The organism is Bacillus sp. BP-3 (assembly GCF_028401955.1).
Classification (GTDB): domain Bacteria; phylum Bacillota; class Bacilli; order Bacillales; family Bacillaceae_G; genus Bacillus_A.
The window spans coordinates 206,647-231,996 of sequence record NZ_JAQOTJ010000002.1 but is presented as its reverse complement, the minus strand read 5'-3'; the positions used below and the strand labels follow the sequence as shown (position 1 = coordinate 231,996).

General features: G+C 35.5%; 29 protein-coding genes and 4 pseudogenes. 4 read left to right on the top strand and 29 right to left on the bottom strand.

The window, feature by feature from the left end:
• Window positions 1-27 precede the first annotated feature (27 nt).
• From PLX19_RS04080 to PLX19_RS04065, 4 genes and pseudogenes are all read right to left on the bottom strand, one after another.
• A complete protein-coding gene (locus tag PLX19_RS04080; protein WP_272187228.1) occupies window positions 28-627 on the bottom strand; it encodes a TVP38/TMEM64 family protein in 600 nt (199 codons plus the stop codon).
• Between the two features lie 272 nt (window positions 628-899).
• A complete protein-coding gene (locus tag PLX19_RS04075) occupies window positions 900-1,100 on the bottom strand; it encodes a cold-shock protein (protein ID WP_035437341.1) in 201 nt (66 codons plus the stop codon).
• A 329-nt stretch (window positions 1,101-1,429) separates the two neighbouring features.
• Window positions 1,430-2,224: pseudogene (locus tag PLX19_RS04070) on the bottom strand (N-acetylmuramoyl-L-alanine amidase); the annotation flags it as partial.
• 480 nt (window positions 2,225-2,704) lie between these two features.
• Window positions 2,705-3,097 (bottom strand): annotated as a pseudogene (locus PLX19_RS04065) (competence protein ComK); the annotation flags it as partial.
• Between the two features lie 219 nt (window positions 3,098-3,316).
• Between PLX19_RS04065 and PLX19_RS04060 the strand changes: the two are divergent.
• From PLX19_RS04060 to PLX19_RS04045, 4 genes and pseudogenes are all read left to right on the top strand, one after another.
• Window positions 3,317-4,147, top strand: a complete 831-nt coding sequence (locus PLX19_RS04060; RefSeq protein ID WP_272187227.1) for a helix-turn-helix domain-containing protein — start codon at window positions 3,317-3,319, stop codon at window positions 4,145-4,147.
• 93 nt (window positions 4,148-4,240) lie between these two features.
• Window positions 4,241-4,447 (top strand): annotated as a pseudogene (locus tag PLX19_RS04055) (MarR family transcriptional regulator); the annotation flags it as partial.
• 14 nt (window positions 4,448-4,461) lie between these two features.
• Window positions 4,462-4,719, top strand: coding sequence for a hypothetical protein (locus PLX19_RS04050; protein ID WP_272187226.1), 258 nt, complete (start codon window positions 4,462-4,464; stop codon window positions 4,717-4,719).
• Window positions 4,720-4,796: 77 nt separating this feature from the next.
• Window positions 4,797-5,420, top strand: coding sequence for a hypothetical protein (locus PLX19_RS04045; protein ID WP_272187225.1), 624 nt, complete (start codon window positions 4,797-4,799; stop codon window positions 5,418-5,420).
• A 38-nt stretch (window positions 5,421-5,458) separates the two neighbouring features.
• On the opposite strand, the gene PLX19_RS04040 is transcribed toward PLX19_RS04045, so the two are convergent.
• The 25 genes and pseudogenes from PLX19_RS04040 to PLX19_RS03920 form a co-directional block, all read right to left on the bottom strand.
• Entirely contained in the window at window positions 5,459-5,701 is a 243-nt protein-coding gene (locus PLX19_RS04040; protein WP_272187224.1) for a helix-turn-helix domain-containing protein, read from the bottom strand.
• A 493-nt stretch (window positions 5,702-6,194) separates the two neighbouring features.
• Window positions 6,195-7,235 carry a GH25 family lysozyme gene (locus PLX19_RS04035; protein ID WP_272187223.1) on the bottom strand — a complete coding sequence of 347 codons (1,041 nt, stop codon included), beginning with the start codon at window positions 7,233-7,235 and terminating at the stop codon, window positions 6,195-6,197.
• Window positions 7,235-7,435: a hypothetical protein gene (locus PLX19_RS04030; RefSeq protein ID WP_272187222.1), complete on the bottom strand. Its 201-nt coding sequence runs from the start codon at window positions 7,433-7,435 to the stop codon at window positions 7,235-7,237. The genes PLX19_RS04035 and PLX19_RS04030 overlap by 1 nt, the downstream gene beginning before the upstream one ends.
• A gap of 8 nt (window positions 7,436-7,443) precedes the next feature.
• Window positions 7,444-7,683 (bottom strand): hemolysin XhlA family protein, encoded by a 240-nt coding sequence (locus PLX19_RS04025; protein ID WP_272187221.1) that lies wholly within the window; start codon window positions 7,681-7,683, stop codon window positions 7,444-7,446.
• A gap of 35 nt (window positions 7,684-7,718) precedes the next feature.
• Window positions 7,719-7,877 carry an XkdX family protein gene (locus tag PLX19_RS04020; protein ID WP_272187220.1) on the bottom strand — a complete coding sequence of 53 codons (159 nt, stop codon included), beginning with the start codon at window positions 7,875-7,877 and terminating at the stop codon, window positions 7,719-7,721.
• A 1-nt stretch (window position 7,878) separates the two neighbouring features.
• Window positions 7,879-8,310 (bottom strand): hypothetical protein, encoded by a 432-nt coding sequence (locus PLX19_RS04015; protein WP_272187219.1) that lies wholly within the window; start codon window positions 8,308-8,310, stop codon window positions 7,879-7,881.
• A 15-nt stretch (window positions 8,311-8,325) separates the two neighbouring features.
• On the bottom strand, window positions 8,326-9,870 hold the full coding sequence (locus PLX19_RS04010; protein WP_272187218.1) for a BppU family phage baseplate upper protein: 1,545 nt from the start codon (window positions 9,868-9,870) through the stop codon (window positions 8,326-8,328).
• A complete protein-coding gene (locus tag PLX19_RS04005) occupies window positions 9,867-12,425 on the bottom strand; it encodes a phage tail spike protein (RefSeq protein WP_272187217.1) in 2,559 nt (852 codons plus the stop codon). The genes PLX19_RS04010 and PLX19_RS04005 overlap by 4 nt, the downstream gene beginning before the upstream one ends.
• A complete protein-coding gene (locus PLX19_RS04000) occupies window positions 12,422-13,105 on the bottom strand; it encodes a phage tail domain-containing protein (protein ID WP_272187465.1) in 684 nt (227 codons plus the stop codon). Before PLX19_RS04000 ends, PLX19_RS04005 begins: the two co-directional genes overlap by 4 nt.
• Window positions 13,105-16,413: a phage tail tape measure protein gene (locus tag PLX19_RS03995; protein ID WP_272187216.1), complete on the bottom strand. Its 3,309-nt coding sequence runs from the start codon at window positions 16,411-16,413 to the stop codon at window positions 13,105-13,107. The genes PLX19_RS04000 and PLX19_RS03995 overlap by 1 nt, the downstream gene beginning before the upstream one ends.
• A 15-nt stretch (window positions 16,414-16,428) precedes the next feature.
• On the bottom strand, window positions 16,429-16,617 hold the full coding sequence (locus PLX19_RS03990) for a hypothetical protein (protein WP_272187215.1): 189 nt from the start codon (window positions 16,615-16,617) through the stop codon (window positions 16,429-16,431).
• Between the two features lie 38 nt (window positions 16,618-16,655).
• Window positions 16,656-17,042 carry a hypothetical protein gene (locus tag PLX19_RS03985; RefSeq protein WP_272187214.1) on the bottom strand — a complete coding sequence of 129 codons (387 nt, stop codon included), beginning with the start codon at window positions 17,040-17,042 and terminating at the stop codon, window positions 16,656-16,658.
• Window positions 17,043-17,052: 10 nt separating this feature from the next.
• On the bottom strand, window positions 17,053-17,682 hold the full coding sequence (locus PLX19_RS03980) for a major tail protein (RefSeq protein WP_272187213.1): 630 nt from the start codon (window positions 17,680-17,682) through the stop codon (window positions 17,053-17,055).
• A gap of 5 nt (window positions 17,683-17,687) precedes the next feature.
• Window positions 17,688-18,071, bottom strand: a pseudogene (locus PLX19_RS03975) (HK97 gp10 family phage protein).
• The gene (locus PLX19_RS03970) at window positions 18,071-18,400 is read right to left on the bottom strand and encodes a hypothetical protein (protein WP_272187212.1); all 330 of its coding nucleotides are present in this window, start codon (window positions 18,398-18,400) and stop codon (window positions 18,071-18,073) included. Before PLX19_RS03970 ends, PLX19_RS03975 begins: the two are co-directional and overlap by 1 nt.
• A complete protein-coding gene (locus PLX19_RS03965; RefSeq protein ID WP_272187211.1) occupies window positions 18,390-18,722 on the bottom strand; it encodes a hypothetical protein in 333 nt (110 codons plus the stop codon). Before PLX19_RS03965 ends, PLX19_RS03970 begins: the two co-directional genes overlap by 11 nt.
• On the bottom strand, window positions 18,700-18,960 hold the full coding sequence (locus PLX19_RS03960) for a head-tail connector protein (protein WP_272187210.1): 261 nt from the start codon (window positions 18,958-18,960) through the stop codon (window positions 18,700-18,702). The genes PLX19_RS03965 and PLX19_RS03960 overlap by 23 nt, the downstream gene beginning before the upstream one ends.
• Before the next feature lie 3 nt (window positions 18,961-18,963).
• Window positions 18,964-20,334 (bottom strand): phage major capsid protein, encoded by a 1,371-nt coding sequence (locus PLX19_RS03955; RefSeq protein WP_272187209.1) that lies wholly within the window; start codon window positions 20,332-20,334, stop codon window positions 18,964-18,966.
• Complete coding sequence (locus tag PLX19_RS03950) at window positions 20,334-20,903, bottom strand: HK97 family phage prohead protease (RefSeq protein ID WP_272187208.1); 570 nt, start codon at window positions 20,901-20,903, stop codon at window positions 20,334-20,336. The genes PLX19_RS03955 and PLX19_RS03950 overlap by 1 nt, the downstream gene beginning before the upstream one ends.
• Window positions 20,872-22,077, bottom strand: a complete 1,206-nt coding sequence (locus PLX19_RS03945; RefSeq protein ID WP_272187464.1) for a phage portal protein — start codon at window positions 22,075-22,077, stop codon at window positions 20,872-20,874. The genes PLX19_RS03950 and PLX19_RS03945 overlap by 32 nt, the downstream gene beginning before the upstream one ends.
• A 32-nt stretch (window positions 22,078-22,109) precedes the next feature.
• Window positions 22,110-22,295, bottom strand: coding sequence for a hypothetical protein (locus PLX19_RS03940; protein WP_272187207.1), 186 nt, complete (start codon window positions 22,293-22,295; stop codon window positions 22,110-22,112).
• Between the two features lie 13 nt (window positions 22,296-22,308).
• Complete coding sequence (locus PLX19_RS03935) at window positions 22,309-24,030, bottom strand: terminase large subunit (RefSeq protein WP_272187206.1); 1,722 nt, start codon at window positions 24,028-24,030, stop codon at window positions 22,309-22,311.
• Window positions 24,027-24,464, bottom strand: coding sequence for a P27 family phage terminase small subunit (locus PLX19_RS03930; RefSeq protein WP_272187205.1), 438 nt, complete (start codon window positions 24,462-24,464; stop codon window positions 24,027-24,029). Before PLX19_RS03930 ends, PLX19_RS03935 begins: the two co-directional genes overlap by 4 nt.
• Before the next feature lie 106 nt (window positions 24,465-24,570).
• Window positions 24,571-24,945 (bottom strand): HNH endonuclease, encoded by a 375-nt coding sequence (locus PLX19_RS03925; RefSeq protein WP_272187204.1) that lies wholly within the window; start codon window positions 24,943-24,945, stop codon window positions 24,571-24,573.
• On the bottom strand, window positions 24,942-25,235 hold the full coding sequence (locus tag PLX19_RS03920) for a Rho termination factor N-terminal domain-containing protein (protein WP_272187203.1): 294 nt from the start codon (window positions 25,233-25,235) through the stop codon (window positions 24,942-24,944). The genes PLX19_RS03925 and PLX19_RS03920 overlap by 4 nt, the downstream gene beginning before the upstream one ends.
• Window positions 25,236-25,350: the final 115 nt, after the last annotated feature.

Sequence of the window (25,350 nt, the reverse complement as noted above, 5' to 3'; positions counted from 1 at the left end):
TAACAGGGGTGCGCTCACTTACGAAGTTTAGTCTCTGCTCAGTTCAAGCTTTACTTCAATTTTCTTTCCAACGTACCATAAAACAAAAACGATACCTAATACGATAATTGTTTTTACCGGCTTATGCATAAAAGACGCAAGATCATGGCCAACGTAACTTAACACGAAAATCATCACAAGCTTACCGAGTGAAAGTGCTAAAATAAACTGCCTCTTACTAATACGCGACAAACCGGCTACTACATTGATAAGAGCTGACGGTGTAAATGGAAAACAAAACAAAAGGAATATGGGTGCAAATCCTTTTCGCTCAATCCATGTCATCGCACTGCGAACTCGTGGATGTCTATTTACAAAAGAAAAAAAGCGACTTCTTCCAAAACGACGAATGATAAAAAATACAAGCATTGCTCCTATACATGAACCAAGCCATGAATAGAAAAAGCCAAGCCATAAACCAAAAGCAACTGCATTTGCCATCACAAATAAAAAGAGAGGCAAAGCTGGAATAAACGCTTCAATCATCGGAAGTCCAATGCCAATTAACGGACCAAATGCTTGATAGTTCTTTAACAAATGTTCCATATTTTCTATTGTGAAAAATTCTTTAATTGTTTGAAAATCCATTCTACTATGTACCCCTTTACCTTGCTCTAATAACGTAGATCTTACCCGTTCTATAAGAACCCGATTTTTGCAACTCTATGAGAAGAACCTTTCCTAACTAAAGTTTTAGTTTACCTTTTCTTGTTATTACTTTACCACTATTGAACAATAAGGGGAAATGATCTATCTGACAAATAAATATATATTTATTTTCCATATTTCCTAGAAAAAATCCTTTTTCAAATAAAAAAAAGGATGGCATTTGCCATCCTTTTTTACTACGATCTATAAGATTATAGTTTTACAACGTTTTTAGCTTGAGGTCCACGGTTACCTTCTTCTACTTCAAAGCTAACTTTTTCGCCTTCTTCTAAAGATTTGAAACCTTCAGTTGTAATAGCTGAGAAATGTACGAATACATCGTTTTCGCCTGGAACTTCGATGAAACCGAAACCTTTTTCATTGTTAAACCATTTTACTTGACCTGTTTTCATAATAACTTCCTCCTGAACAATAAACATATTTTTAGTTTTCACAGCATAAAAAAAGAATCCACACATTATCAAATGCGAAACAGAACACATACATAATTTTTCTCGCTAGTTTCACGGCACTTGATAACATATGGATTGCTTAATTTAAGAGTATTCAACTATACATTAACTATACCATATTAAAAAAAGAATGTACAACATAATTTATGAAAAGAAAAAAACCGACACCTATTAAGCATCGATTCTTTTCTTTTGGAAACTTATATAATGAAAAAAAGAGTTCAAATACGTTTACTTGTTTACGAACGAAAGAATAATTATTTTTTCGTATAACGAATGTACGATGCATCATTGTAAATCCACTGATTCCTACCTACATTGAACCAGTTTCCTGATTGCCCCCACACTTTGTACACTTCTCCCTTTTGCACTTTACGAACAATACTATTACTCGTTGACGGACCAGAACGTAAATTCACATTATTTCTATTAATATATATCGTTAATTGTTCCTTATTAGATCGCTGCACTTTTGCCCCGCTTGAAATAGCATTTCCATTATATGCTTTTAGCACATCTGCACGAAATTGCGCTTCCGATACGCCGTGGCTAGCTAAGTAAGCTAATGGATCTTCGTGATCAGTACCACCAAACTTATATGTAACGTCTTTATGAGTCCATAACCCTTTCGATGGATGAATATTGCGTTTACGTAAAATCTCCGCTAGCAGTTTGACATAACGTTCATATGAGCGTTTAAACTTTACTGGATTTTTCGTCTCACTTAATTCAACTTGAACAAATCTCTCATTCGCAGTTGGACCTGCCCCCCACGCACGATATTTTGTACTCGCAGTCTGAATAGTCTCATCCCAATCAACAACATAATGAACAAAAGCGTTTGACCACGTACGAGACTGGAAACGTTGAATATTAATTGCCGGTACCTCAGGAGTAGCAGTTGAATGCGCTATAACCCCTTCGTACATGCCTATACCATTGCGATATGATTCCTTAGGTAAATCTGGAATAATAAGTGTACTATCAGCAAACGCACTATTAACCGAGGTTAATAACGTGATAGATGCTACAGTTACAGAGAATAGTAGCTTAATAGTTTTCATTTTTCATCACCCTCAAAAACCTTATTTGATTTATGTAGAAAAAGCAACTGAAAGGTCCCAGTCAAACTTTATTGGGAAAAATAAAAAGATAGTAAAAAAGTACACCATATGGTAATAGATAAGTTTCGGGAACTCACCTATATAAATACAAATTAAAAACAACATAAAAACTCTCTTCTTTTTTTAATAGATGAGAGCATCTGGCTATGCATAAAATTTCTTTCTGCATGAAGGTTTGACACAAAAGGGGGATACGAGAACAAACCTAAAAATATTTTCTATATATTTACATTATCTCACATAATTACTATTTAAAACAGATAAAATATTCTATCAATAATGAAAAGCTGTCTTTTTTAGATGAACGAGAACATCTGGCTATGCATAGCAGCGACTTATTTTTAAAATACTACATGGATAAATTACACTTCCTATATTGGAATAAGAAGAAGGATATGTCCTTCTTCTTATTCCATGTTATCAATCTTCTTTTTTAAGAAGATACATTTTTTCATATGCTGGCGTTAGCTCTAAAACCTCATTTTGATTCACTAGTAAAAATTTTGTCGCTGCCTGTTTTCTTTTTCTATCCTCAAATTCGGCCCGAAGCTGTGCAGTTCGGTTTCTCTGATTTTCAAAACTGTTTTTAGATACTTCTAGCTTAATTGTTTGACCGTTTATGAATTCAATGAAAGTATTTCCATGCGGAAGCTTTGTCACACTTTCAATATGAAAATGCGATAACCAAGCACATTCTTTGCGAGAATAAGAAAATGTGGGGAAAAAATAAATAGAATCTGTAGGACTGATTGCAATCGGTGCTTTATGTGTAAAACCTGTATATTTTTTTGTACCATCTTTTCGTCCAGCAAACTACTTATAACACATAAAAAACATTGTATTCTAAAAAACAAAAAAGTACAGCGTGTATATACAGTGCGCCAACACTATATATACCGTCCGCCTAAACACCTAGGCAAACACTTGCTGTACTCTTACGCACTATTTTACAGTACGTAGAGTCTTGTAGCAACAGTTTGCTTAAATTTGGCATTCTGTTGCTTTTTTGTTTCCGAAGAGGAGACAGGGACTATGAAGACTCGTATTGATGTTATAGCAAGTGAAGAATCCTTCCACAATCTTTCTACATTCAAAGAAATCGAAGAACTAAACAAAACTATCCGTGCATATAGAGACATTATCTGTATGTCTGTTAAACGTGCCGATGTACAATCTAGACTCATTGCATTACTTGAAATTTTAAAACGACACAGCTGCAAATATGTAGGTGTTAGTTTCCTATGCAAAAATTCGATTGCGGACAAGTTAGAAGTATCTTATAAAACTGTACAACGTTTAATGAAAAAACTGGTCGACCTGGGCATGATTAAGCAAATCGAAATGAAACGTAAATCTGATATGCTACAAACTGCTAATGCAATTGTAATCAACCCTATTGTGGAAGAAGTGTCCGACAAGGTAGCTGCTGAAAAGTCCAAGAAGTGTCCGACCAATAAAACAACTACTACTTCCTTAAAACAAAATATAAAAGATATAAACAAACGTAACAGTAATGATAATAGCAATACTCCTGAAGATAATATCCAACAAGCTGATTTTGTTGCTCATTGGGTACCAGAACGTTTTGTTTCTTTAGCAAGCTGTTTTTATACTAAATCAAAAACAATTCAAGAACTGTGGAAGGTCGTAAGACAGTGCAATAGAGTCATTAACTATACAACAGGTGATAAAGCATTTAATAAGGACCAGGAGCTTGCAATTGGTATGAAAGCTATTAAAGAGTTTGTTATGAAGATTAAAGCTGGAGTGAAAATGAAGAATGGCAAGTTTGCTTATTTCAACGGCATTGTAAATAACTTGATGGACAAGTTTTATTTTGATAAAGAGTTTATGGGAGCATAACTCCTAAACAAAACACGAACAAGTGTTTGATTTTTTAACACTAACTTGTTATTATATGGTTAGATATTCCATACATAAAGTGAGGTACACACCATGAAACCATTAACAAGTAGACAAGCTGAAATATTAACTTTCATCCAAGAAAGGGTCACTGAAAACGGATATCCTCCTACTGTTAGGGAAATCTGCAAAGCAACTGGACTCGCATCTAGTTCCACAGTGCATGGACACTTAATGCATTTAGAAGAGAAAGGATATATTCACCGTGATCCATCCAAGTCACGTACTATTAAAATCTTAAAAGGAGAACTTATATGATTACCAATCCAGTAGCATACGAAAAAGACCAATTGATTAGAGATATTTATTCAAAGCAAAAAGATATTGCAGCTTTGTTATTAAAGCATGAAAATCGTCAAGAGGTTGCGCACCTTGTTTATAAATGGCAATCTCATAAAAACTTTTTTATGCGAAACGCTGCCATTACAAATATACATTTAGATGAACTAAGAGAAAGACATGAGAAAGTTACCCAATTACTTGAACAAGTGGAGCAGTATACAATCAAGTAAAATATTGATAAATAACCCCAACATTGAAGATGTTTGATATAATGATAGTTTCATTATATGTCAAGGAGGAGATTTTATTGTTAAACGCATTAGAAATTATACTTTTTCTATTAGCACTTGTATCACTTATCATCTTAGTCATAGGTTTAATAGCACCTAAAAAAGTATTACGCGGTGAAAATATCAACCGTTTACGAGTTGTAAAAATTTATCTTTCTGCTGCTATCGTGCTGTATGTATTATGTTTTATATTGGTTAATTTAGACTCTTCAAAACATAAAAAATCTACAAGTACTACACCTAAACAAGAAACTGTTAAAAAAGTTAGCTGGGAAGATAAAATAAAAGAAGTTGCATCAAGCGATAAAAACGTAAATGAAAAATTTAATGAAATTGATCGATACGCGCATGATTATAAACCAACTTCCGAGGAAATTAAAACATTCGGAAACGATATTATAAAAGAATATAAAGATAAAAACTATATTAAAGACTTATCTAATCATGAGTATATGCTTACAAATATTTTTAAATCCCAAGTGGTTGAAAGAAATACGAAAGAAAAAGCAATTAAGGATTTTGCTTTCGACTTCTGGCAAAACTCAAAATACACCTACCGAGGCGTTGATAAAACAACAAGTGAAGCAACTTTAGCAAATGAACGTCAAATGGATAAGGCATTAGCTAAAATGAATAAGTAAAAAAGAGCCCTTCTCACTCGAGAGGGCTTTTAGTTTTATTACTCAAACGGTCGATATTTTTTTCTTAGTGCTGCTAGTTCTTCAGCCAACTTTTCTACATCTTCTCGTAAAAACAGGCTAATACTCTTCTCCTGTTTCAATGGAATGATACGCCCATCTTTGACAAGCTTATTCAATCGCGGACGTGATATATTCAATAGCTCCATTGCTTCAGATCCAATTAAAATATCGCTATTCACGAAATCAGCTAGTTCTTTTCTATCTTTAAAATGATATGTCATACATTTCACCTACCTTGATTGAGTAGCGATTATTTCAATCGAATAACCGCTACTAGAGTGATTACAGTTACAATGATCGCCGCTATGATCGCTGGTGTGTTTCCAATCCAAGACAACACTGAGTTAATAATAATCATCGCAACCAACAACCATATGATTTTAGTTTTTTTGTTCATTTTTTTAATGAAAGAGTTTGTGTTATAATTTGGATGACTAACAGGTGCTGTAACACCTGCTAGTCGCTTTTCTTACTCGTCCTCGTTATTATCGTTTCTATCTTTCTTAATCAGTTTGTGGACTGCGAAAGATAAAGTGATGATTTCGAGGATTAGCTTTATAATTTCCAAGAACTCTTTCATTTTCTCACCTCCCTTACATATATAATTATACTATATCTATTAACGATTGTAAACAGTTATTTACTCATATTTCACCATAAAATGAAAAAAGTGCATAAAAAAAGAGCCAACTCCATAGGAGTCAGCTCTACTCATTATCTAAGCCAATTTACGTAATCAGCAAAATAAATCCAACCGTCATTAATGTTACTTCCATCTTCATGCCACACACATAACCAATCTCCATGACGGAAATTGACGTATAGGCTCATCGGCTCATTAATTTTAGCCTTTACCGCATCGCCCGTGGATGCCCCATAACGGACATTGACGCCAGAAGCGTTAACATAAACAACACCCTGTGATTTGCCATCTTTATTAATACTTACTGTGTCATCACGTAACCAATCATCTTTAGCTACTTCAAACCAAAAATGTTGACCGTCCCAATGCCATTTATAGTAAGTATGTCCGTCACCTTTAACAGCTTGCCGTTTAATCTGTGCGTTTGTGTTTGGTTCTTTACGAATATTAGCTACATCAGCGGTAGTTGTAAGATATCCTAGTACCTCTTCTCCATTTCGTTGTGATTCTTCTTGATGTTGTTCGTTACCGATAAACCATTCTAGTGACTTATCACCAATCAGTTTATTTACATCACAGTTGCCGATACCTTCTACATAACCGCCTGTTGCGTTGTCAGCATATTGCCATAAATCACATGCATATTCAGGCTTATTTCCCCCATATCGTGGAATCCATAAGAAGTCAGCTTTTATATTTTGTAATCCATAAGATCCATACATATGATGCGATACATATAAGCCAACTTTCCAACCAGCATCCCGACAAGTATTGATAAATGCCTGTGTTGCTTCTGCCAAGTATGTACCTCCACAACTTTCTAGAGTGTCATCTTCAACATCTAATACAAGAAATTTTGCATTTGGATTTACACGCGCTAAGAAGTCTTTCGCTTCCACAATAGCATCTGCAATGCTTACATAGCACCCGTAAGCATAAGCAGCATGGGGGATTCTATGTTTTTCTAAATTTTGGATATGTTCATTATACAGTGTATCTATTTTTTTTGATCCATATTGTACACGACAGATTGCTAAATCCAATTGCGGTGCAGCTATATCCCAATCGATATTATCATTGTATTTTGATAAGTCTACGATATGTTTAGTCATCATTCAGCATTTCCTTTCTTTTCATGATCTGTCCAAATACCAAGTGCGATACCGACCGACAATAAATAAGGCGCCAATTCGTCTAAGAAACTTTTTGCCTCCGGAACTCCTAATTTAGTAAATAGAAATCCAATTAATGAAAAAGTTGCAACCCACATTTGCCAGTTACGAAGACGTTTTTGGATATTTTCTTTATTCATATTTCCACCTACTTTCCTGCAACTTTAAATAGAGCCATAATAGCCCCTGTTATAATTGCTCCAATTACTGTTGTACCAATCCAAAATACCAACTTGTCCAATCTATCTATTCGCAAATGAGCACTCTTTGCTGATTGCTGAGCGTCAATAGCAACATCTTTTACATTGCCAAGCGAATCAAGTTTCGTTTCTACCCTAGTCAATCCTACTAAAAGTTCTCTGAACTCATCATGCTTCGATTGTTCCACTGTTCTCATCTCCTTTCAAAATAAAAAAAGACCAGCTATTGCTGCTCTACCTCTACATAATCCACATTTGTGATTTCTTTATATTGTTCTGGTGTAATTTTTTTCGCTTGAACGAATACACCTACATCTTCATTTGAATAATAACCTTTCACATAATATCTCTTAGCAAGTGCGTAGAAATCTAATTGAGCCATTTTATAAAACGCCTCCTTTAATTAAATTTAAAACAAGTGTAGATTGCTCTTCTTGTACCACTTCAAGAGCCATTTCTTTTTTTATAGAAGAAAGTACCAATCCTGCATTCTCTTGTTCTAATGTTTCTTGTTTAGCCTTCATTTCAGTAGTAACATTATTAAGTCTTTCAATTTCACTTGGTTGTTGTAGTTGCGACTCGTTCATCTTATCTAGTTCTTCTTGTGTAATCGTCTCAATCCATGAACCATCTTTAAAAACAGGCTTCCAATTTGGCTGTGGCAACGGTAGTTCTGTGGAATTTTCCGGAATATCATAAATTTCTTTGTATCCGATCATTTCGCCGTCTTCTATTATTTCTTCCTGGTATGGGAAAACAATTTGATCTTCAATATAATCGCCAGTTTCTTTATCGTACAAATGAACATTTTTCATGAAAATAACTCCTTTCTACAAGTGGTACGAAATATAAAAATCAAAAGATGTTATGTCGTTCCTTGTCCAATCCATCCGAACGTCGCCGTTAGCAAGAACTGACAATAAACCAGTATAAAGGTTTAATCCGCTTAAAAAATTAATAGGGAATCTAGCGTCATAAGGCGGACGTATTCCCGCTGGCATATTGGCAAAAATCATTCCATCTTTTAAACCTGCAACCGATCCAGTAATATAAACGACTTCGTTGTGTACTCTGTACTTATTAGGTTTTCCGCCGTTGTTATTCGCCCCGTTTAGAAGTGTTAGATCGATCCAACCGGCAGTATCTTTTGGCGACTTCGTTAAAACGTCAACGTTGTTGTTTTTAAGTGGTCCCAATACGTTAACGCCGTTTTTAAAGTCATTACTATGATTAATTGTTAACAAGTCGCCAGCGTCCGTTGCGTAGCCAACCAAAGCGCGTTTCCCCCAAACTTTCAGGTCTTGTCCGTCCGTTCGCCAACTTCCCCAGCCATTTGGGTTTACGGTTTTTTTCCAAGATTGCCATGTTCCGTTATAGCAAAATCTTTCATATGTCTCTTGATTGGAATTGTTAAATAACGTCGCTCTTTGCATAACCCAAGTATTGAAATGTTTTTGAATTTCAATAAACCACCAATTATCTCCAGTAACTATTGGAGTATTTACACTTGTATTCGCTCTATAAAAACCAGCGTTTAAAACAGTATTTAAATCAATGCCTTTTTGAAGATCAATGTTAGAGCCGTCATCAGAAGTTATTTGAGATTTTTGTTTATACTGCGCTTGTGTAGCCACCTCTGAACCATTGAGAAGGATTGTTCCATTTGGAGTAAACTTTATTCCATGACTCCAATCCCAATCCGTTCCATCAGTAGATAAAGAAGGAGCAAGAATAAATTCATCAGTATTAGGATGGTGAAATGTCCATGACTTTTTAGATGCTTTTTTAGATATGAAAGGAATATCAGCAGTACTTGTTAAAGCACCTGTCATTGTATCTCCAGACTTCTTAACAACATCCATAGTTGATATTTGCTTGTTCAGATCATTTATTTTAGTCTGCATTGCTGCAGATTGACTATTTAATCCACTAAGCATTTTATTTCCGTCCGCGATAAGTTTTTCCAAATCTGAAATATATTGCTCAGATTGAATATTCCCATCAAGTGCATTCGGTATTGAAACAACAATAAAATCTTGTGTCGTAGCACGGATTACTTTATCTTTTTCGATTGCAAAGAACGCTCGTTTTGATCGTCCTGGTATACTAAATGTTTCCTTTGGAAATGTATATTCAAAATGACCAGCTGTTGCATCAATTATATTAACTCCCGTTGAATCTCGTATAACGGTGTTATCTGGCTTTGTACACTCATAAAAAATAGTAAGATTTGTTAAGGAATATGCATTACCGCCCCCATCAACAATATATACATCCACACTATTGCTTGCCATATCTCCAACACGACCAGTCACAAAGTAATTCAATTGTGCGCATTCCGTTTTATAAACATCTAAAATCAATTTTGTTTTCATATTTTCTCACATCCTTCCAAATCATCGGCTTTAATATCTGTAAAAACTTTCTTGATCTGTTCGTTGTCATATTCGTCTTGCAAAACAAGCCTTTCATTCTCAAACCCTCTTCTTTTAGCTTTCACTTCCCAAGCAAAACTAGCATTCGGTTCACTCGAATTCACAACAAAGTATTCTTCTTCTCTTGCTGATACCCACACATGAGAACTACAATACGATGTCAAAAACACTTGGTATTCAATTGATGTGTTTACAGTGTCGGAAAATAGTTCTTCGATTGGAATAATAACTTGTCCATCTTCATCTGTTTTAGATGAGCCGATGTCACCAAGATAAGATTCAGCCGTTTCATACGCTGGTGTTGCTCTTACTCCATCTCTTGTTACATGAATTGCATTTTTAGAGCCCGTTACATTCAATCGTCCAACGTTTCTTAATTCCCAACCGTTCATGTCAAAGTTTGCCCACATAGCTGCTTCGCTTCCGTTTACTCGAAAATAGGTACTAACTTTTCCACTACCGTCAGTTTTACCTAAACGAACACTCTCTTTAGAAGTAACCATTACACTATTGTCAACTACTTGATACATACCACAATCTTCAGATTTTTCCGCTGTTCCTACCGCGATGCCAAGATTCGCACGAAAATTATTAAATATAACAAAAAGTTTTCCTATCGTTGCCGCTACGGCGCTAAGGTTTCCGTTTCCATCTTGGCTAGCTAGCATATTCCCATAAGTAGAAACCATTGTATTGAGCCAACCCCAACTATCCCAACTCATTTCTTGTATATAGTTTGTATTCCCGGAAGAATTTGCATTGAAAACGATCTTATTTCCGTTCATTTGTATCGGTTGAAATGCAAAAATTCCTTTACGTCCATAATAAGCATTATCAGCCATTTCTAAATATGGATAATAATCTGTAGGTCCGCCGTTTTCCGGTCTAAAACTTAACGAAATGAATCTACCAGGTTCGCTATTAATAACGGTACCGCGAATATTAGGATTGTCACCTTTATAAGCATGACCGATTTTACTTATCAATTTTTCATCGTTATCGAAAATAGAAAGGACTCCATTTGATCCTAATACCATTGATTTTTTACCGTTTAACCGTGCATGTAATCCGTCAGACATTAATTTCACATTATCCCCGTAGTCATTAAAGCCGGCTTGTACTAGTGAAGCACTTAATTTACCTGTTGTAATGAAATCAGCAACAATAGATCCGTCCATTGTCATTGCTAAACCATACGGTCCGTTAATACCTTTCGAACTATAACCCAATCCATTTATATTCCACTGCCACACCTTTTTTGCTGTCATCTCATCTTTTGTATCCATAATCAAAATTCTTTCCGGATAAACACGAACATGACCACCAAAACCAGAATTAATGAGATCGGTAGCAACATTTTTTGCATTATCTAAAAATGATTCTTCCATTCCAGATATACTTTCATGTATTTGATCTACTTTTCCAGCTATGTCAGTGAAAGACTCTTTGTAATTACCGAGCGTTAAATCAATGTATTCTTCCATGATGGGATCATACTTGTACGAAATAACTTTCGCTTGAATATCAATATTATCTTCCTTGTGTTGGACTGTGACAGTATCGCCCATATATACCCGTTGTAAGACTGCAAAGTCTTTATATTCTTCTGTCTGTGATAATTCTTGAAAAGTAACTTTATAAGTTCCTTTCGGTTGATCTACCTTCTGTTTGTCATACATATCTTTAGATAACTGCCTTAACATTTCGTATGCCTTTTCAAGCGGAACAGCATTTGGATCATTGTTTTTATCATCTTGTGCTTTAACGTCTTTAAATTCCACAACTCGAATTTTTGGACGTGGATATTTATTGATGTTTGGACTATCAACATATTTTTCTGGTAACAATAGCCCATTGAATCCCATTGGCATAATGCGAGTGATAGGACTATGCCAATCAATATCGCCTTCATATCCAAGTAGATTCTTCTTATGTTGAATCACGACACCGCGGTCTTTTCCTCGATTGACAAGCATATAAATATTGAAGTTATCCCGCTTTAACTCACCGCCCCAGCGATTTAGAAAACAGTTATCTTGTCCTGTATCTAAAATGGCTTCAACTGGATTTTTACGAACAAGTCGAGAACTTGCGACTTTCATGATATCCGAATAGAACTTAAATGGATGTGGATACTGACATTTCCCTAAAATCTGCTCTAATGCTGTTGAACCAGACTTTTCTTCTATGAATGTATCCTCAATCAAGTTATCTGTTAGATCATAGAATATGTGGTAGCAAAATACCTTTAGTTCACCCATAGATGGCTGCGGTCTCACAACGCGAAAAAGTTGATCACCATCTGGTGTTGGTGCTTTCACAATGCACTGTCCATTTATTTCAAGACCGTGAGGTGCGAATAATGGATATCTAAAAGAAAATACAAATAAGCCGTTGAGTGTTTCCTCAACGACTGGATCATATATATTTGTATCTAATATTCCAATACCATTGTGAGTAAAATCCGTTTCGTTTGGTTTATACAGTGTAATCATACATAACACCACCTCGGTTCTACTACAATTTTAGTTATTGTTCCTGTCCATGAAATGGTGTTTTCTCCTACTATAAAAATAGGAAACTTACCAACCATTTGATTATTCATTGATGTTGTTCCTAAATAGGTTTCTTTTAACTCTGAATCTACTATCATTTCATCTTTTATGCTTTTTAACTGAAATGATATATCATTAATCGTTAATGTGGATGTACCACTTCCATACACAGTTATCTTTGGCAACGATTCAAACGTACCATAATTCAAAATCACTCCTGGTTGTGTTATTTCAAACGGTTGGCATATAGCATATTCGAACGGATCAGCTGTAAATGTAACTTCAAATACTCCATATTCTTCAATTTCGTTTGCTATATCACCAATCTCAACACTTTTGATTTTTCGATAAACCGTATCATCAGTAAAAGCCAATGTTTCAGCTTGCATTAACCAGCCTTTTGCCTTCCGAATCAATGGTTTTATATTTTCAAGTTCAAGCATATTGAATTTCACTTTAAAAGAAACATCTTCGAACTCTTCCTTTTTTGTCAAAGGCCCATGACGGCCGGGAACTTCAATTTTTTTAACTTTTCGTTTTGCTGTAGGAATAACTGGACGTTCAGATACAGCTAGCTGATAGTCAAATCCATATTTATTATCAATGATAATGTCAAATATCATACTCTACCAACTCCTACATTTAAATCTTTACCACGCTTCGCAAACCAATCGTCCGCTTTTTCAAACATATTATCAACGTCACGATCATTTCTAACCGTTGTATAAAAGTTAACTACAACGGGTTCACTTTGATTTGATGGCTGCTCTTGTTGCTTTGGCATCGTATCAGCGATACCTTTTCCAATTGCTCCAAGTGTTTTTTCATTAAGTGGAAGAACAGCTTCGTTCCCTGCTTCACCAGCTCCTTGGAGTTTACCATTCGACATGCCAAAAATAGTTGGTTGTGTAAAGATACCACCTTTTGCACGCCAGTCGATACCGATACCTGACGGATAGGTAATTGATTTTCCAGCTATTTCAGTGCTACTTGTTTTCAAGCTGAAATGTGGTAATGGTGGCATTTCTGGCTTTGGAATTTTCAACTTCAGACTACTGAAGAATCCCGCTATTTTATCTATCCAACCTTTTACTGTATCTACTGCCTCACGAATAGGACTGACAATTGCTTCTTTGGCTGCATTAAATTTTTCACTAGCTGCATTTTTAATTGAATTGAACTTGTCCACTGCAGTGTTATACATGGATGAAAATTTTTCAACGACTGAATTATATGCTGATGCAATCGGATCAATGATATGCTGTTTCACAGAATTCCAAGCTGATTGTGTTACTGATTTTAGATATTCATATTTTCCATTTAACCAACTTACTAAATCGCCAAATTTTTCTTTCACCCAACTCCAAGCTTCTTGAACTGGTTGAATAATATACTGCTTAAATAAATTCCAAGCTGCTAATGTAATAGATTTTGCAAATTCCCACTTTTCATTTAACCAGTTTACTAGATCACCTATTTTTTCTTTGCACCAATTGTATGCTTCCACAATTGGGTCAACAATGTATTTACTAATTAAAGCCCAGGCAATTTGTGTACCCGCTTGGATTAATAGCCATCCTGCCTGAAGAACCGTAGAAATCAACGATATGATTGGATCTAGGACTGTTAGAATCATATTCCAAGTATCAGACCAAGCTTGAGTCAGTTGCCCCCACAATTGTGATGCTGTTTCGACAAGATTAGACCACCATGAGGATGCCGTCTCAACAATTCCAGACCATAAATCACTAAAAAACTGACCTATTGGATCAAAAAATGAATGACACATTTCTAAGAAAGAAGACCAAGCATTTGAAAAATACTCAACTGTGGAAGACCACCCATCACTACATGCTTGAACTAAACTTCCCCACAATTCACCAAACCAAGATGAAAATTGGGACCATTTTTCAGAAAGCCAATCAGTTATTGCACCCCAGTTTTTTATGACAGCAATAACACCTGCTATTACTGCAGCTATTCCAGCAATAACAAGAATAACAGTTCCTATTGTAGAACCTAATACTAAACAAGATATAACTACAGCTGCAATAATCGGTGCTAAAGTACCAACAACCGCTATTAATCCTAAAAAAATAAATGTGAAATTTTGAATTGGTTCAGGTAATTTTGTAAACCAATCAACCATAGTTTTTATTCCCTTAACAACCGGAGGTAACACATCTTTTGCTAATTCAGCAAGTTTCTTTCCAAGTGGTTCAAATGCAGCCTTAGTTTCTCTTAGTGCTTTCTGAAATTGCTGTCCAAGAGATTCTTCTTGGAGCTTTTTCATTTCTTCCATACTACCTTTTACATCGCCAAGACCACCATAGACATCATTTAGACTTAAAACCGCCTCAGCACCCATGTCTTCCCATTTTGTACCGAAAAGAGCAACACCAATCTGATTCGCTTTTACCTTGTCATCCATACCACGTAAATCATTTAATACAGCATTAAATACATCGGCTGATGTTGCTTTACCATGATTAAATGAGTCCCATACTTTTTGAGTCTCACCAGAAAGTTGTCCAAACCCTTCAGAAACACCTTTCGAACCGTCTTGAACTTTGATCCCGAATTCCTTAACTAAATCGTTAATATAGTCTAGGTTATATGAGCCACTTGCTGTTCCATTTGCTAAAATGGTGAACATCTCATCAGCGCTGAAGCCAGCTTGTTTAAACAACGGAACATATTCACTTAAGTTATCAAAGAACTCATTTGAATAGTTTAGTCCTGCTTGGGAACCAGCCGCCAATAAATCAAATGTTTCTTGTGTAGATAAACCAAATTGGCTCATAAGTTGACCGGCACCGCGTGTTGCTTCGGTTAGATCAACATCATAGGTTTTAGCTAGTGTTAAAACATCTTCTGTTGCCATTTGTAGTTCTTCTTTTGGAACATCCTTCATATTTTGAAAGACTTTTATTAACGCCTGGTCAACTTCTTCAAGGTTTTCACCAAATCCCTTTTTCCAAGTATCCACGGCTATCTTTTGAAGGTTTTCAGCACCTTTTGCTGTTATGCCTAAAGAGGATTGGATTTTTCTTTGAGAACCATCAAAATCCATTGCCGTTTCTATAGTAGACTTACCGAATTCAATAATTTTCTCTGATATTCCTTGCAGTGCTTCACTAGCTTCCATTAGATTGTGTAAATCTAACTTCTTGCCAATTTGCTCCATACCATCTGCAGCTTGATTTCCACTTCTACCAACACTCTCAAGTGAGTTTTCAAATTGTTTTAGTGTCGTTTTCGCTTGATTTAATTTCGCTTCAAGCTGCTGAACTTCCACAGAGTTTTCACCATATACACGCTTTGCCGCACTAAGTTGTTGTTCCAGGTTATTGACGATTCTATCGGTCATTTCCATTTGCTGACGTAATTGCCTTTGCGCTAATTCTAGCTTTTGCGATTCACTAGCATTTGTACCTAATTCAGCATTTTGAAGTCTGAATGAACTTGCTAAATTCTTTTGTTCAGCCTCTAATTTCTTAGAATTCTCTTGTAAATCAAGCAAATTCCCACGTGCTTCTCTAGCTTCAATTGCTTGTTGCGAAAGACCTTCTGTAACTCTTTTCATTGCATTATTAAGAGAAGTTTCAGCACGTTCTGCATCAAGTAATTTCCCATACATTTTATTAAGCTGTTCAGCTGTTGTATTTGTATCTCTAGACATCGCTTGATATTCAGCACGTAACATTTCTGTTCTTTTCTTCGCTGCTTCCATTTGAATTTCAAGCTTTTTCTTTTCAGCAACAAGTTTATCTGTCGCTGTTGCATCTTGGCCCATTGCGGCAATATGATTTTTGTACTCCTTGGCCGCGTTATTCATAACCATGTTGATTTCTTTTAATGTTTGCGTATATTGTACTTGCCCGTCCATCTTAAAGTTGAGAACAACATTCCTTTGCTTATCTGCCATTTTCTCACCTCACTTTTAATAAAATGGTGTCTGATCTAGCGTATGGATTTGCTTTGGTTTGTCCTCATTCAATGCATCTGGATTATTGTATTTAAGATGCATAATGTACTGTTTCAAAAAATGATTAGGTGTGATTTTCCAAAAGTCATCCATACTTAAACCAAGTAACGTATTACCAACATAAAAATAAAAATCCCAGTCCAATTCGGACTGAGACTCTTCATTTTTAGTCAGTATATTTTTTACTTTTTTTCCTGCTTCAACTTCTCCATATCAGAATGTTGGAAGTTTTGCCCGTTAAAAATTTGGAACACTACTTGGAAGATATCAGGTAGATCATAAAGTGGTATCGCATTTTTAATTTCAGTAGGTGTACATTCAGTACCTCCACTTCGCACCATTGCATAAATTAAAGAACGCATCAATTTAGCTTCATTTTCACCCAAAGAGAAACTACCTTTTTCCAACGTTTCATTCATTTCTTTTTCAAACTCATGATATGACTTCCCATATGCTTCTTCCACATAAGGGAATGATTCGAACGTAAAAATAACTGGGATTTTAACACCTTGTATCTTAATTGTATTTACATTTATATTAACGTTAACTAAATCACTTAATCGTGCCATGTTATCACTCCTATCCTTGCGTTACTGTTCCAAGAGTCGCTAATTGAGACTCATCACAAATGACTTGTTTTAAGAAATCATCTAATTTAATGTTTGCAGCACCTGCGGATCCAGTATCTAATTCAGTCATTGTGTTGTCGTTAAATAGCAACGGATCTGCGGTAATTTTGTATTCAATATCATCCACTGTCATTTCTTCATTTTGAGTTTTGAAAGACTCTTCTACTGGTTGTACAGTGCACTTAGGATACCAACGTAAAACTTTGGTTCCGTCATTAAGCGGGAATACCACACCAACTGCAAATTTTGGGTATGATTTTGGTTTTGCATTTTCAAACGAAACGCCTTTCGTACGCTTTTTACTAAACATTTTATCTTTCATTTCACGATCTAAACCAGCAAGCTTTAATCCTAATTCAAACGATGTATTTTTTGTGATGTTAATAATCTTTTTATTCGATGCCCATTTTGTGAAGTTATTTGTTTTTGATGAAATAGATAACTCAGTAATATTTGTTTGTGCGTAAACAATATCTTCATACTTTGGAAGCACCCCTACTGTTTCGTCACCATTCATAAAACAAAGATATAAATCTTCAATACCAACTGCATATTGAATTTCTTTTTGTTGTTTCGGCATTTCTATCATCCTTCCATTCTATCTATTATTCTTTCAGCCATGATATCCGCTATTTTGTCACCTTCACCATCAAAAGTGTTTTGTACAAAATGCAAACCTTTGACCTTTCCTCTACCATTTGCCTTTTTATGGCCATGCTCAGCTAGGAACCAATACCAAGCTTCATCTTCGAATTCCACAGCAACATGATCGTTTTTTACAACGACTTTTAAACTGTTTTTTAAATGTGTTTGCTTGTTTTTATTCGACATTTTGATTCACTTTTTTAATTCATTTGCAAAATATTTTGCTGCCTCTTCCAATACATCCATTTCCACTTGCTTATTAACCCTAAGTAATGTATTAATATCTTCCAAAGCTTCAGCAAAACCATTATTATTACTAGACATTAATTAACGCACCTCACAAGCGTTATAAACTGCGTTATGGTGTCGTCTTTCTCATCGAATGGTATTGCATCAAATTGGAAATATGGAACGTTCGAATTGTTAAAAACAGCCTTGAGAGGTTCAATATCTGCTTCAGTACCATTTGTAATAACTGCAATTTGATAAAGCGGCATGGACTTTAAAACGCTATTAGAAGCCCTCTTATGTTGTTCATTCACAAATTCATACACAATGTATGGATATTTCGCTGTGGTCGGTGCTTCGTCACGATAGACAGGTAAACCGGATTCTTTCATGATTGTCCGTAATTGTTGAAAATTAATCTGCATACGATAGCGACACCTCCATTACACGATCATGTTCACGAACATAAATACGCTCAACATTGTAAATACGATCAAGAATTTTAATTCGGTAATCTTTTTGATTTGCTTCAATTGCTCGATCTATACGAACTTCAATTTTCTTTACGATTTCATTTGTATCTTTTGTTGTAAACTTGTCCATTGAAGTAACGCCAATATTGTTGTAACGGATTTTTCTTTCAAATGGATATCCCATTACAACACGGTCTGTATTTGGATCAATTGTTTCACCAAGTTTCAGTAAATCCGCTGCCCATCTCAAATTATTCGTTTGTCTCTTCGGCATCATACACCTCCTGGATAAAAAACGGTGTTAGTGCATCAAGTGCTTGTTCTAATTCTTTTTCGGCCACACGATACTCATAGAAGATTCCAGCGCACATAATAACCAAGTATTCAACTTCTCTTCCACATGCTTTTTTTACATAGCGTTGACCTTGCTGTAAATAAAAAGAGAGCATGGAATCATCCATACCCTCTTCCCAATGAATATGACCTTTTAATTTTCCAATTAAACCATTCATACATTAAGCACCTGGTTTCTTTTCACCAACTTCATATCGATAAACAGCTGGTTCAAATGGTGAATAGATTAATTGACCATCTAATAAGTTGTAGATTTGGAAACCAACTTTATTTGTACCACTAAATTTCTCAATTAATTTTTGTAATTCCATTGCTCCAATAACATCTTGAATGTGGAATGCTTTGAAATCACCAAAATAGAATACTGGTTTAGTTGGATCAACACTATTTGCTGAATCAGTAAAATCTAACTTATGTCCAAGTAACGTATAACCAATACCATCTTTTGCTTCATGTAATAATGGACGACCTGTTGTATCAGTCATATCTTCTAAAACTGTTAATGCTGCACGGTTAACAATCCACATTGATTTTTTCAATACTTCAGTAACAGGTTGACCTTTTAATTTAACCAATTGTGAATATAATTTTTGAGAATACCCAGCAACATTAATATCAATTGGAGTTGACTCATAGTATTTAACGGCTTTCTTTGCTAATGCACCAGTGTTTTCATTACCAACATCAGTACCATTGAACATATAGTTCGTTTCTTTACGTACATATGCTTTTTTCAGCTCATCAACTACGATTTGCTCAATTGGAGCACCTGTCATTTTAAGTAATTTCTTCGTTACAGTTGCAAGTGCATCAAACTCAGCTGGACTTAGTAAAATTTCAGCAAATTCAATTGCTGTTTCTTTAATTTCATCACCATCAGCACGCTCTTTTTTACGTACATTTGCATCAGCTTTTTTCACAAGAACAGGATATTTTACATCACCTGCAGTTCTATGAACAGAACCGTATTTACGTAGTAGATTTTCTTCTTGCGCATAAGTGATAATTTCACTTGCAATGACTTCTGGAATAGTTACTGAACCATTTCCAGCTTCAATACCAAGTGAACGCGCTTCAGCTTCGGTAATTTTACCTACCACAAAGTTAGCAAACGCTGAACGAATTTCTTTTTCTTTATTTTTAGTAGATTTATGACCACGAGTTGAAAGACCTGCATTAATAGATGTCATAACGGCTGCACGCTGTTCAGCTGAAAGACCTGATGAACGTTGACCTTCGCCACCTTCGTCTCCTTCATCACCAGAACGACCTTCTCCGTTCCCTGCCCCAGTATCTCCTTCACCAGTAGATGAATCTCCGCTGCCGTCACCCTCTCCGGATCCGTCTCCACCTTCATCCATATTTGCTAAAGTATCTGCAATTTCTTGTAATTGTTCAGTAAGATCCTGTACTTCTTGCTGCACAGTTGCCAAATCTTCTGCACGTACTTCATTGTTTTCTAATTGACCACGTAACTCTGTTAAACGTGCATTATTGCGTTGTTGTAAAGCTAATAATAATTTTCTATTCATTATCCAAGCACCTCTTTTATTTGATTTAAAATTTTCATACGTTGTTCTACTTCTTTATCAATCTCTTTACTTCGTAGCGATACCTCAGTATCCTCATAAGCTGGAATACTTACTACTGACACCTCATACAATTCAACTTCTTGAATCGTTCTTAATGCGGGTTCGGCATTGTAGTCCCAAGTTTCCTCAGTTGCACGAAATCCAAATGAGCACTGATTTATGTCTTTTCTTCTCATAGATTCTACTAAGTCGCGTGCAACTGATGTATTTGGCAAGTCAACTTCAAATTTCAGACCACGTTCATCTTCAACCAATCGCAATGTTCCACTTTTAGTTCTGCCTAACACATTGTTCCAATCATGATTAAACAAAGCGCGAATATCATTATTTTCAGAGATTGCACGACTAAATGCACCAGGGGCAATTGTCTCTGTGAACCAGTCACCAATACTTGTTGGCGAGTTAAAAACAGCTGCATAACCACCAATCATATTACTTTCAGTATCAGTTGCATCACGCGTTTGAAGACCGGTGATATCAAATGTCCTCATTTCCTTTTTGTTTGGCATTTCCATCACCTCCCTTCAAGCTATCGTCAGTAGCGTTTTTCTCACCGATTTTCGATAAGTCATTTGAAATATAGATTGCTTGTGATTCAGGTGTATTTTGTTTAGGGAACCCAAGCATTTCAGCAACATTATCTGGACTTGTAATTCCTGTACGCACAATGTTGTAACCGATATTTGTTTTTGTACTGTAAGTAACAAAATCAAGAATATTAATCTTAAATTTGATACGCTTATCCGAATTTCGACCGAAAAAAAGAAGACTCAAATGGTCTTCGAAATTTTTCATTATTGGACGTACAGCTTTATTGTGTAAATACATCATTGCTTTTTCTAAATCAGACTTAATTAACGCTGTATATGTGTCCACATTTATGCCCAGGAACTTACCCAAATCCTTTTTGTATACATTTAGGTATGCTAGTGTCTTATCATCCTCTATGGGGCTTTTGAGCGTTTCAATCTCATACCCTTTGCCCAAGGGAATCATTTTTACGGACCTCGATTCATCAATCGATTCTAATTGATCTAAAATAGCTTTAATTAACATAGACTGTGCACCGTTCTTAGGATTAATATGTGCATCCATTTTCAACATAAAGGCTAGTAAACCGCCTTTTTTATATTTGTCAGTTAAAACTTTTTCAGCTGACATAACACCTTCAAGCGTATCTTTACCTAGTTGCATTAATCCGACACCACGTAAATGATCCGAACCAACGTTTTTTACATGTCGTATCATAAAGGACGGTATTTCATTTCCATTGACTTTAAATTGCTCTATTAATCTATCATCTAACTCAGTGTAAATATTTTGTGCTAGATGTATTTGATCTCCGTCCAGGACAGGAAAAGCTTCTCCCTGGAGTAAATACGTATTTGTCATTAACTTAATAAATTCAGATTGTGTAAGGTAATTGTTAGGATTTCTCAAAACTTTAAGAGCCGAATCATTCTTAATTTCCTTGCCATCTTTATCTTCCACAATAATTTCAGCTAACATCATTTGATTACTAATGTCCTGTAACAGTTCGTAAACATCAGAAGACTCCAAAATGTTATCGTCCGTGACATAACGACCACCATAACGAATGGTGTTACTGAAAATATCTTCAAACCAACCGCGCTTCTCCATCTGTCTGTATACAAAATTAGAAAACCGATCTCGTAAACCCAATTTCTCACCGCCTTTCATCAAAAGATAGAGTGCTAATCTAATTTAAATTCATGACCATCAATCAATACATATAAATTGTTTTTTGTCTTCGGAAACATTTCAATAATGCCATCTATTTCTTCTCTACATAAAACCGAATGAAGATCGCTGGAAGTTGATGTTAAAATAGGTATATTTGTTTTATCATCTTTATAATAATAAATTAATTGTTTTACCAACCCATCTTCACTCCTATCTATAAATTTCACCAATCAATTCATCCATACCCTCACCATCGATGTCATCCATTTGCATCATGGTTTCTTTGTGTGCAACTAAAAAGGCCACAAATCCATCAATCTTTTTCTTTGATTGACGTTTTGAAGGCCCCTTCATTCCATTCATATTCGTTATTACTACTAAGTTTAATGCACAGTATATAAATAATGGGTTATCAGTAAATAATCGTTCTTCATAAATCAAACGTTCTGCATCATCAATCATAGCGTTCATTACGTTTGGATACTGATTAACTACTAAACACTCAATACCAAGATTCTCACACTTTTCAATGAGTTTTTGAGACATGGCCGGATCATAGTTTAGTTGCTGCACATCGTATAATTCCATACATTCTTTGATGTAATCCAAGACTTGTTCCTGGTCAATCATTTTACCATCACAAAATTGAACATAACCGCGCTCAACCAAGTCTGTGTAAGGAACATTATCCTCTTTTTCACGAAACTCAATGTCCGCATTCGGTATAAAATACATTTGTTTTACTTTTAAAATAGCTCGTCCTTCATCGTCATACGTTGGAAAGTTCAAGCTCACACAAGTTAAATCAGTTGTTTTCGACAAGTCGAGTCCAAGATAGCAAGTTTCGCCTGTAAGGTCTCCGATGTCTTCCACAAGTACATGTTGCACTTGATCTTGTTCAAAATAATTCTCGGCACCATTAACGAATACATTCAAATGCTTAGACAAAAACTCTGCTTTCTTATGTGCTGAACGTGATGCTGTAATGAATTCTGTTTCAAGTGCGCTCATTGTAACTGATATACCAATGTTTGGATTTACCATTGCCCACACTTTTCTGTCTGTCCAATCATAATTCTTATTTGGCTCATAAATCATAACAAAACTTGAATCATTGTCATCACGCTTCAATACTTCTTTTGCTTCACGATACACTCGCATACCAACTGATGATGAACCTTTTCCGGCTGTTGATATGTTAAACATAATCGGATCGGCACGAGCAACCTGTGCTGATTTAAAGTTATCATACTGATCCATATTTTCTTGAGCATGGAGCTCATCGTTTAGAATGAAGTGTGGATTGGACCCCTCAATAGATTGGATATTCTTACTCATAACAATAAATTGGTTTTGATACGCCAAATCATCACGAATATAATCATATGTCACACTAGATATAGTTCCTTTTGGCCCTTTATAAATATGTGAACATTCCATTAGTACATCATGATTCATAATTGTCGCTGCAAATGGTTTTGCTGCATATTGCGCTTGGTTAAAATCACTTGCACAACAATAACAATCGGCACTAAGTACTCCTTCACCATACATTGCATAACCTAAAGCACCAACACCAATTAAAGTTTTACCGTTTTTCTTTGGAACTTGTATATATGCTTCACGAGTAACACGAACAACATTGCCATCCTCGTTCTCATGTACCCAACCATATATCCATGAATAAGCGAATTTCTCCCAATCTTCCAAGATAAAAGGTTTTCCAGCAAGACTTCCCTTTGTATGACGTACAAACGTTTCAACCCAATCCATCATTTCATTGGCACGATCTGCATCAAACCAAATATCTTTTCGTTTTTTCCATTTATAATAACGATCTACCATTGCTTTGATAGTATCGGGATATTTTTCAGGATTTTTCCTTACTTGTTTTGCATAAATATCTGCATAATTAACACCACGCTCAATCATTTGGCACCACGCCATTTCTCACGATGCTTATCTAATTCAGTAACTATAGCTTTTGGTTTTTCTAACTCTTCATTTTTCCCAACAGAAGAACCACCAGTAACAATTTTACCTTGCCTAGATTTATTGGTAAGTCCTAGTAAATCTAATGCTTTCGTTTTTTTATCCGACCATGTTTCTACTTGCTGCGCCAATGGATGTTTTGAGTTGTTTGTGGCTCCCGCTTTGTTTGTATGACGTTGTGTCGCTGGGAAGCCTTTTTCTTTCCACTGTAGATACATGGTTATGTAAATTTCATAAATATCAAGATAGCTTTCAATCAATGGGTCTAAAGTGAGGGTGTAAATATCCGCATCCCTCATAATCTTTAAAATACGATTTTTTTCACCTTCGACTTTTTGGTCAATGACCATTTGTCGCTCTTTTTTTGTGGCCAATATTCACACCCCCCTTTATTTTTTAAAAATGTTGTCTAACGAGAGAAATGACCCCTACGCTACCTATCCTCCCCAGAGCAAAAAAATTTAAATTTGATAGGGGGGCTTATCCAAAATAACTCGGAAAAACCTTTTTCGGCTTATCTTCATTTTCTTCTTTGATATGACATTTTGGACAAAGTAGCATTAAGTTGTTTATTTCTAATTTAAGTGTTTCATCTTGTTTAATTGGTATGATGTGATGTACATGAGCACTTCGACCAAAGACGAACCTTCCACATCGTTGACAGTATCCCTTCTCTCTTTCATATACTTGAGAGCGAACAAACTTCCATTCATCTGTACGATAGAATGGTTTGTTCTCATGATGGTATATGTTCTTCTTGTCCTTCTTCTTTCGTGGCTTGTTACGCTTATGTTCCTCGCAATATCTACCCTTGCTTATCTTGTTATGGCAGCCATTAAAGTCACAGTACTTCATGATAGTACAGCAATGATGTCATCTTTCTTTGTAACATCAGCTGGAATCTCAATACCTAACTCATCAGCATACTCACGTAACTCTTTCACAGTCTTATTACTCAATACTTGTACTTCACTAACAACTGTCATATCTGATCCATTTGCTAAGTCCACACCCATAATCATGCTCGATGGATTTTCAGTTACTTCAAATCCTGGTTCTTCACCAGCTTGTACAAATAGACTTCGTTGTTCTTCAGTACACCAATACTCGGTACCAGATATGGTTTTTCTAATTTCTACAATCATTTATGTTCATTCCCCTCACAATAAACTCTTGAATATATCTCAACTATATTGCATTATCTAAATACGAATATTTATTGAGCTATTCAAGTTATTAACCATTTTCTTACCTTTTTTC

Bases quoted from the DNA above. Each gene is read 5' to 3' on its own strand.
- PLX19_RS03960 (WP_272187210.1), bottom strand. From the start codon at position 18,960: ATGAATGGTTTAATTGGAAAATTAAAAGGTCATATTCATTGGGAAGAG.
- PLX19_RS04015 (WP_272187219.1), bottom strand. From the start codon at position 8,310: ATGAAAAATGTTCATTTGTACGATAAAGAAACTGGCGATTATATTGAA.
- PLX19_RS03980 (WP_272187213.1), bottom strand. From the start codon at position 17,682: ATGCCGAAACAACAAAAAGAAATTCAATATGCAGTTGGTATTGAAGAT.
- PLX19_RS04035 (WP_272187223.1), bottom strand. From the start codon at position 7,235: ATGACTAAACATATCGTAGACTTATCAAAATACAATGATAATATCGAT.
- PLX19_RS03920 (WP_272187203.1), bottom strand. From the start codon at position 25,235: ATGATTGTAGAAATTAGAAAAACCATATCTGGTACCGAGTATTGGTGT.
- PLX19_RS04060 (WP_272187227.1), top strand. From the start codon at position 3,317: ATGAAGACTCGTATTGATGTTATAGCAAGTGAAGAATCCTTCCACAAT.
- PLX19_RS03935 (WP_272187206.1), bottom strand. From the start codon at position 24,030: ATGATTGAGCGTGGTGTTAATTATGCAGATATTTATGCAAAACAAGTA.
- PLX19_RS03965 (WP_272187211.1), bottom strand. From the start codon at position 18,722: ATGCCGAAGAGACAAACGAATAATTTGAGATGGGCAGCGGATTTACTG.
- PLX19_RS04080 (WP_272187228.1), bottom strand. From the start codon at position 627: ATGGATTTTCAAACAATTAAAGAATTTTTCACAATAGAAAATATGGAA.
- PLX19_RS04050 (WP_272187226.1), top strand. From the start codon at position 4,462: ATGATTACCAATCCAGTAGCATACGAAAAAGACCAATTGATTAGAGAT.
- PLX19_RS03925 (WP_272187204.1), bottom strand. From the start codon at position 24,945: ATGAAGTACTGTGACTTTAATGGCTGCCATAACAAGATAAGCAAGGGT.
- PLX19_RS04075 (WP_035437341.1), bottom strand. From the start codon at position 1,100: ATGAAAACAGGTCAAGTAAAATGGTTTAACAATGAAAAAGGTTTCGGT.
- PLX19_RS04030 (WP_272187222.1), bottom strand. From the start codon at position 7,435: ATGAATAAAGAAAATATCCAAAAACGTCTTCGTAACTGGCAAATGTGG.
- PLX19_RS04040 (WP_272187224.1), bottom strand. From the start codon at position 5,701: ATGACATATCATTTTAAAGATAGAAAAGAACTAGCTGATTTCGTGAAT.
- PLX19_RS03955 (WP_272187209.1), bottom strand. From the start codon at position 20,334: ATGAATAGAAAATTATTATTAGCTTTACAACAACGCAATAATGCACGT.
- PLX19_RS03985 (WP_272187214.1), bottom strand. From the start codon at position 17,042: ATGGCACGATTAAGTGATTTAGTTAACGTTAATATAAATGTAAATACA.
- PLX19_RS03950 (WP_272187208.1), bottom strand. From the start codon at position 20,903: ATGCCAAACAAAAAGGAAATGAGGACATTTGATATCACCGGTCTTCAA.
- PLX19_RS04010 (WP_272187218.1), bottom strand. From the start codon at position 9,870: ATGAAAACAAAATTGATTTTAGATGTTTATAAAACGGAATGCGCACAA.
- PLX19_RS04020 (WP_272187220.1), bottom strand. From the start codon at position 7,877: ATGGCTCAATTAGATTTCTACGCACTTGCTAAGAGATATTATGTGAAA.
- PLX19_RS03995 (WP_272187216.1), bottom strand. From the start codon at position 16,413: ATGGCAGATAAGCAAAGGAATGTTGTTCTCAACTTTAAGATGGACGGG.
- PLX19_RS03970 (WP_272187212.1), bottom strand. From the start codon at position 18,400: ATGCAGATTAATTTTCAACAATTACGGACAATCATGAAAGAATCCGGT.
- PLX19_RS04005 (WP_272187217.1), bottom strand. From the start codon at position 12,425: ATGATTACACTGTATAAACCAAACGAAACGGATTTTACTCACAATGGT.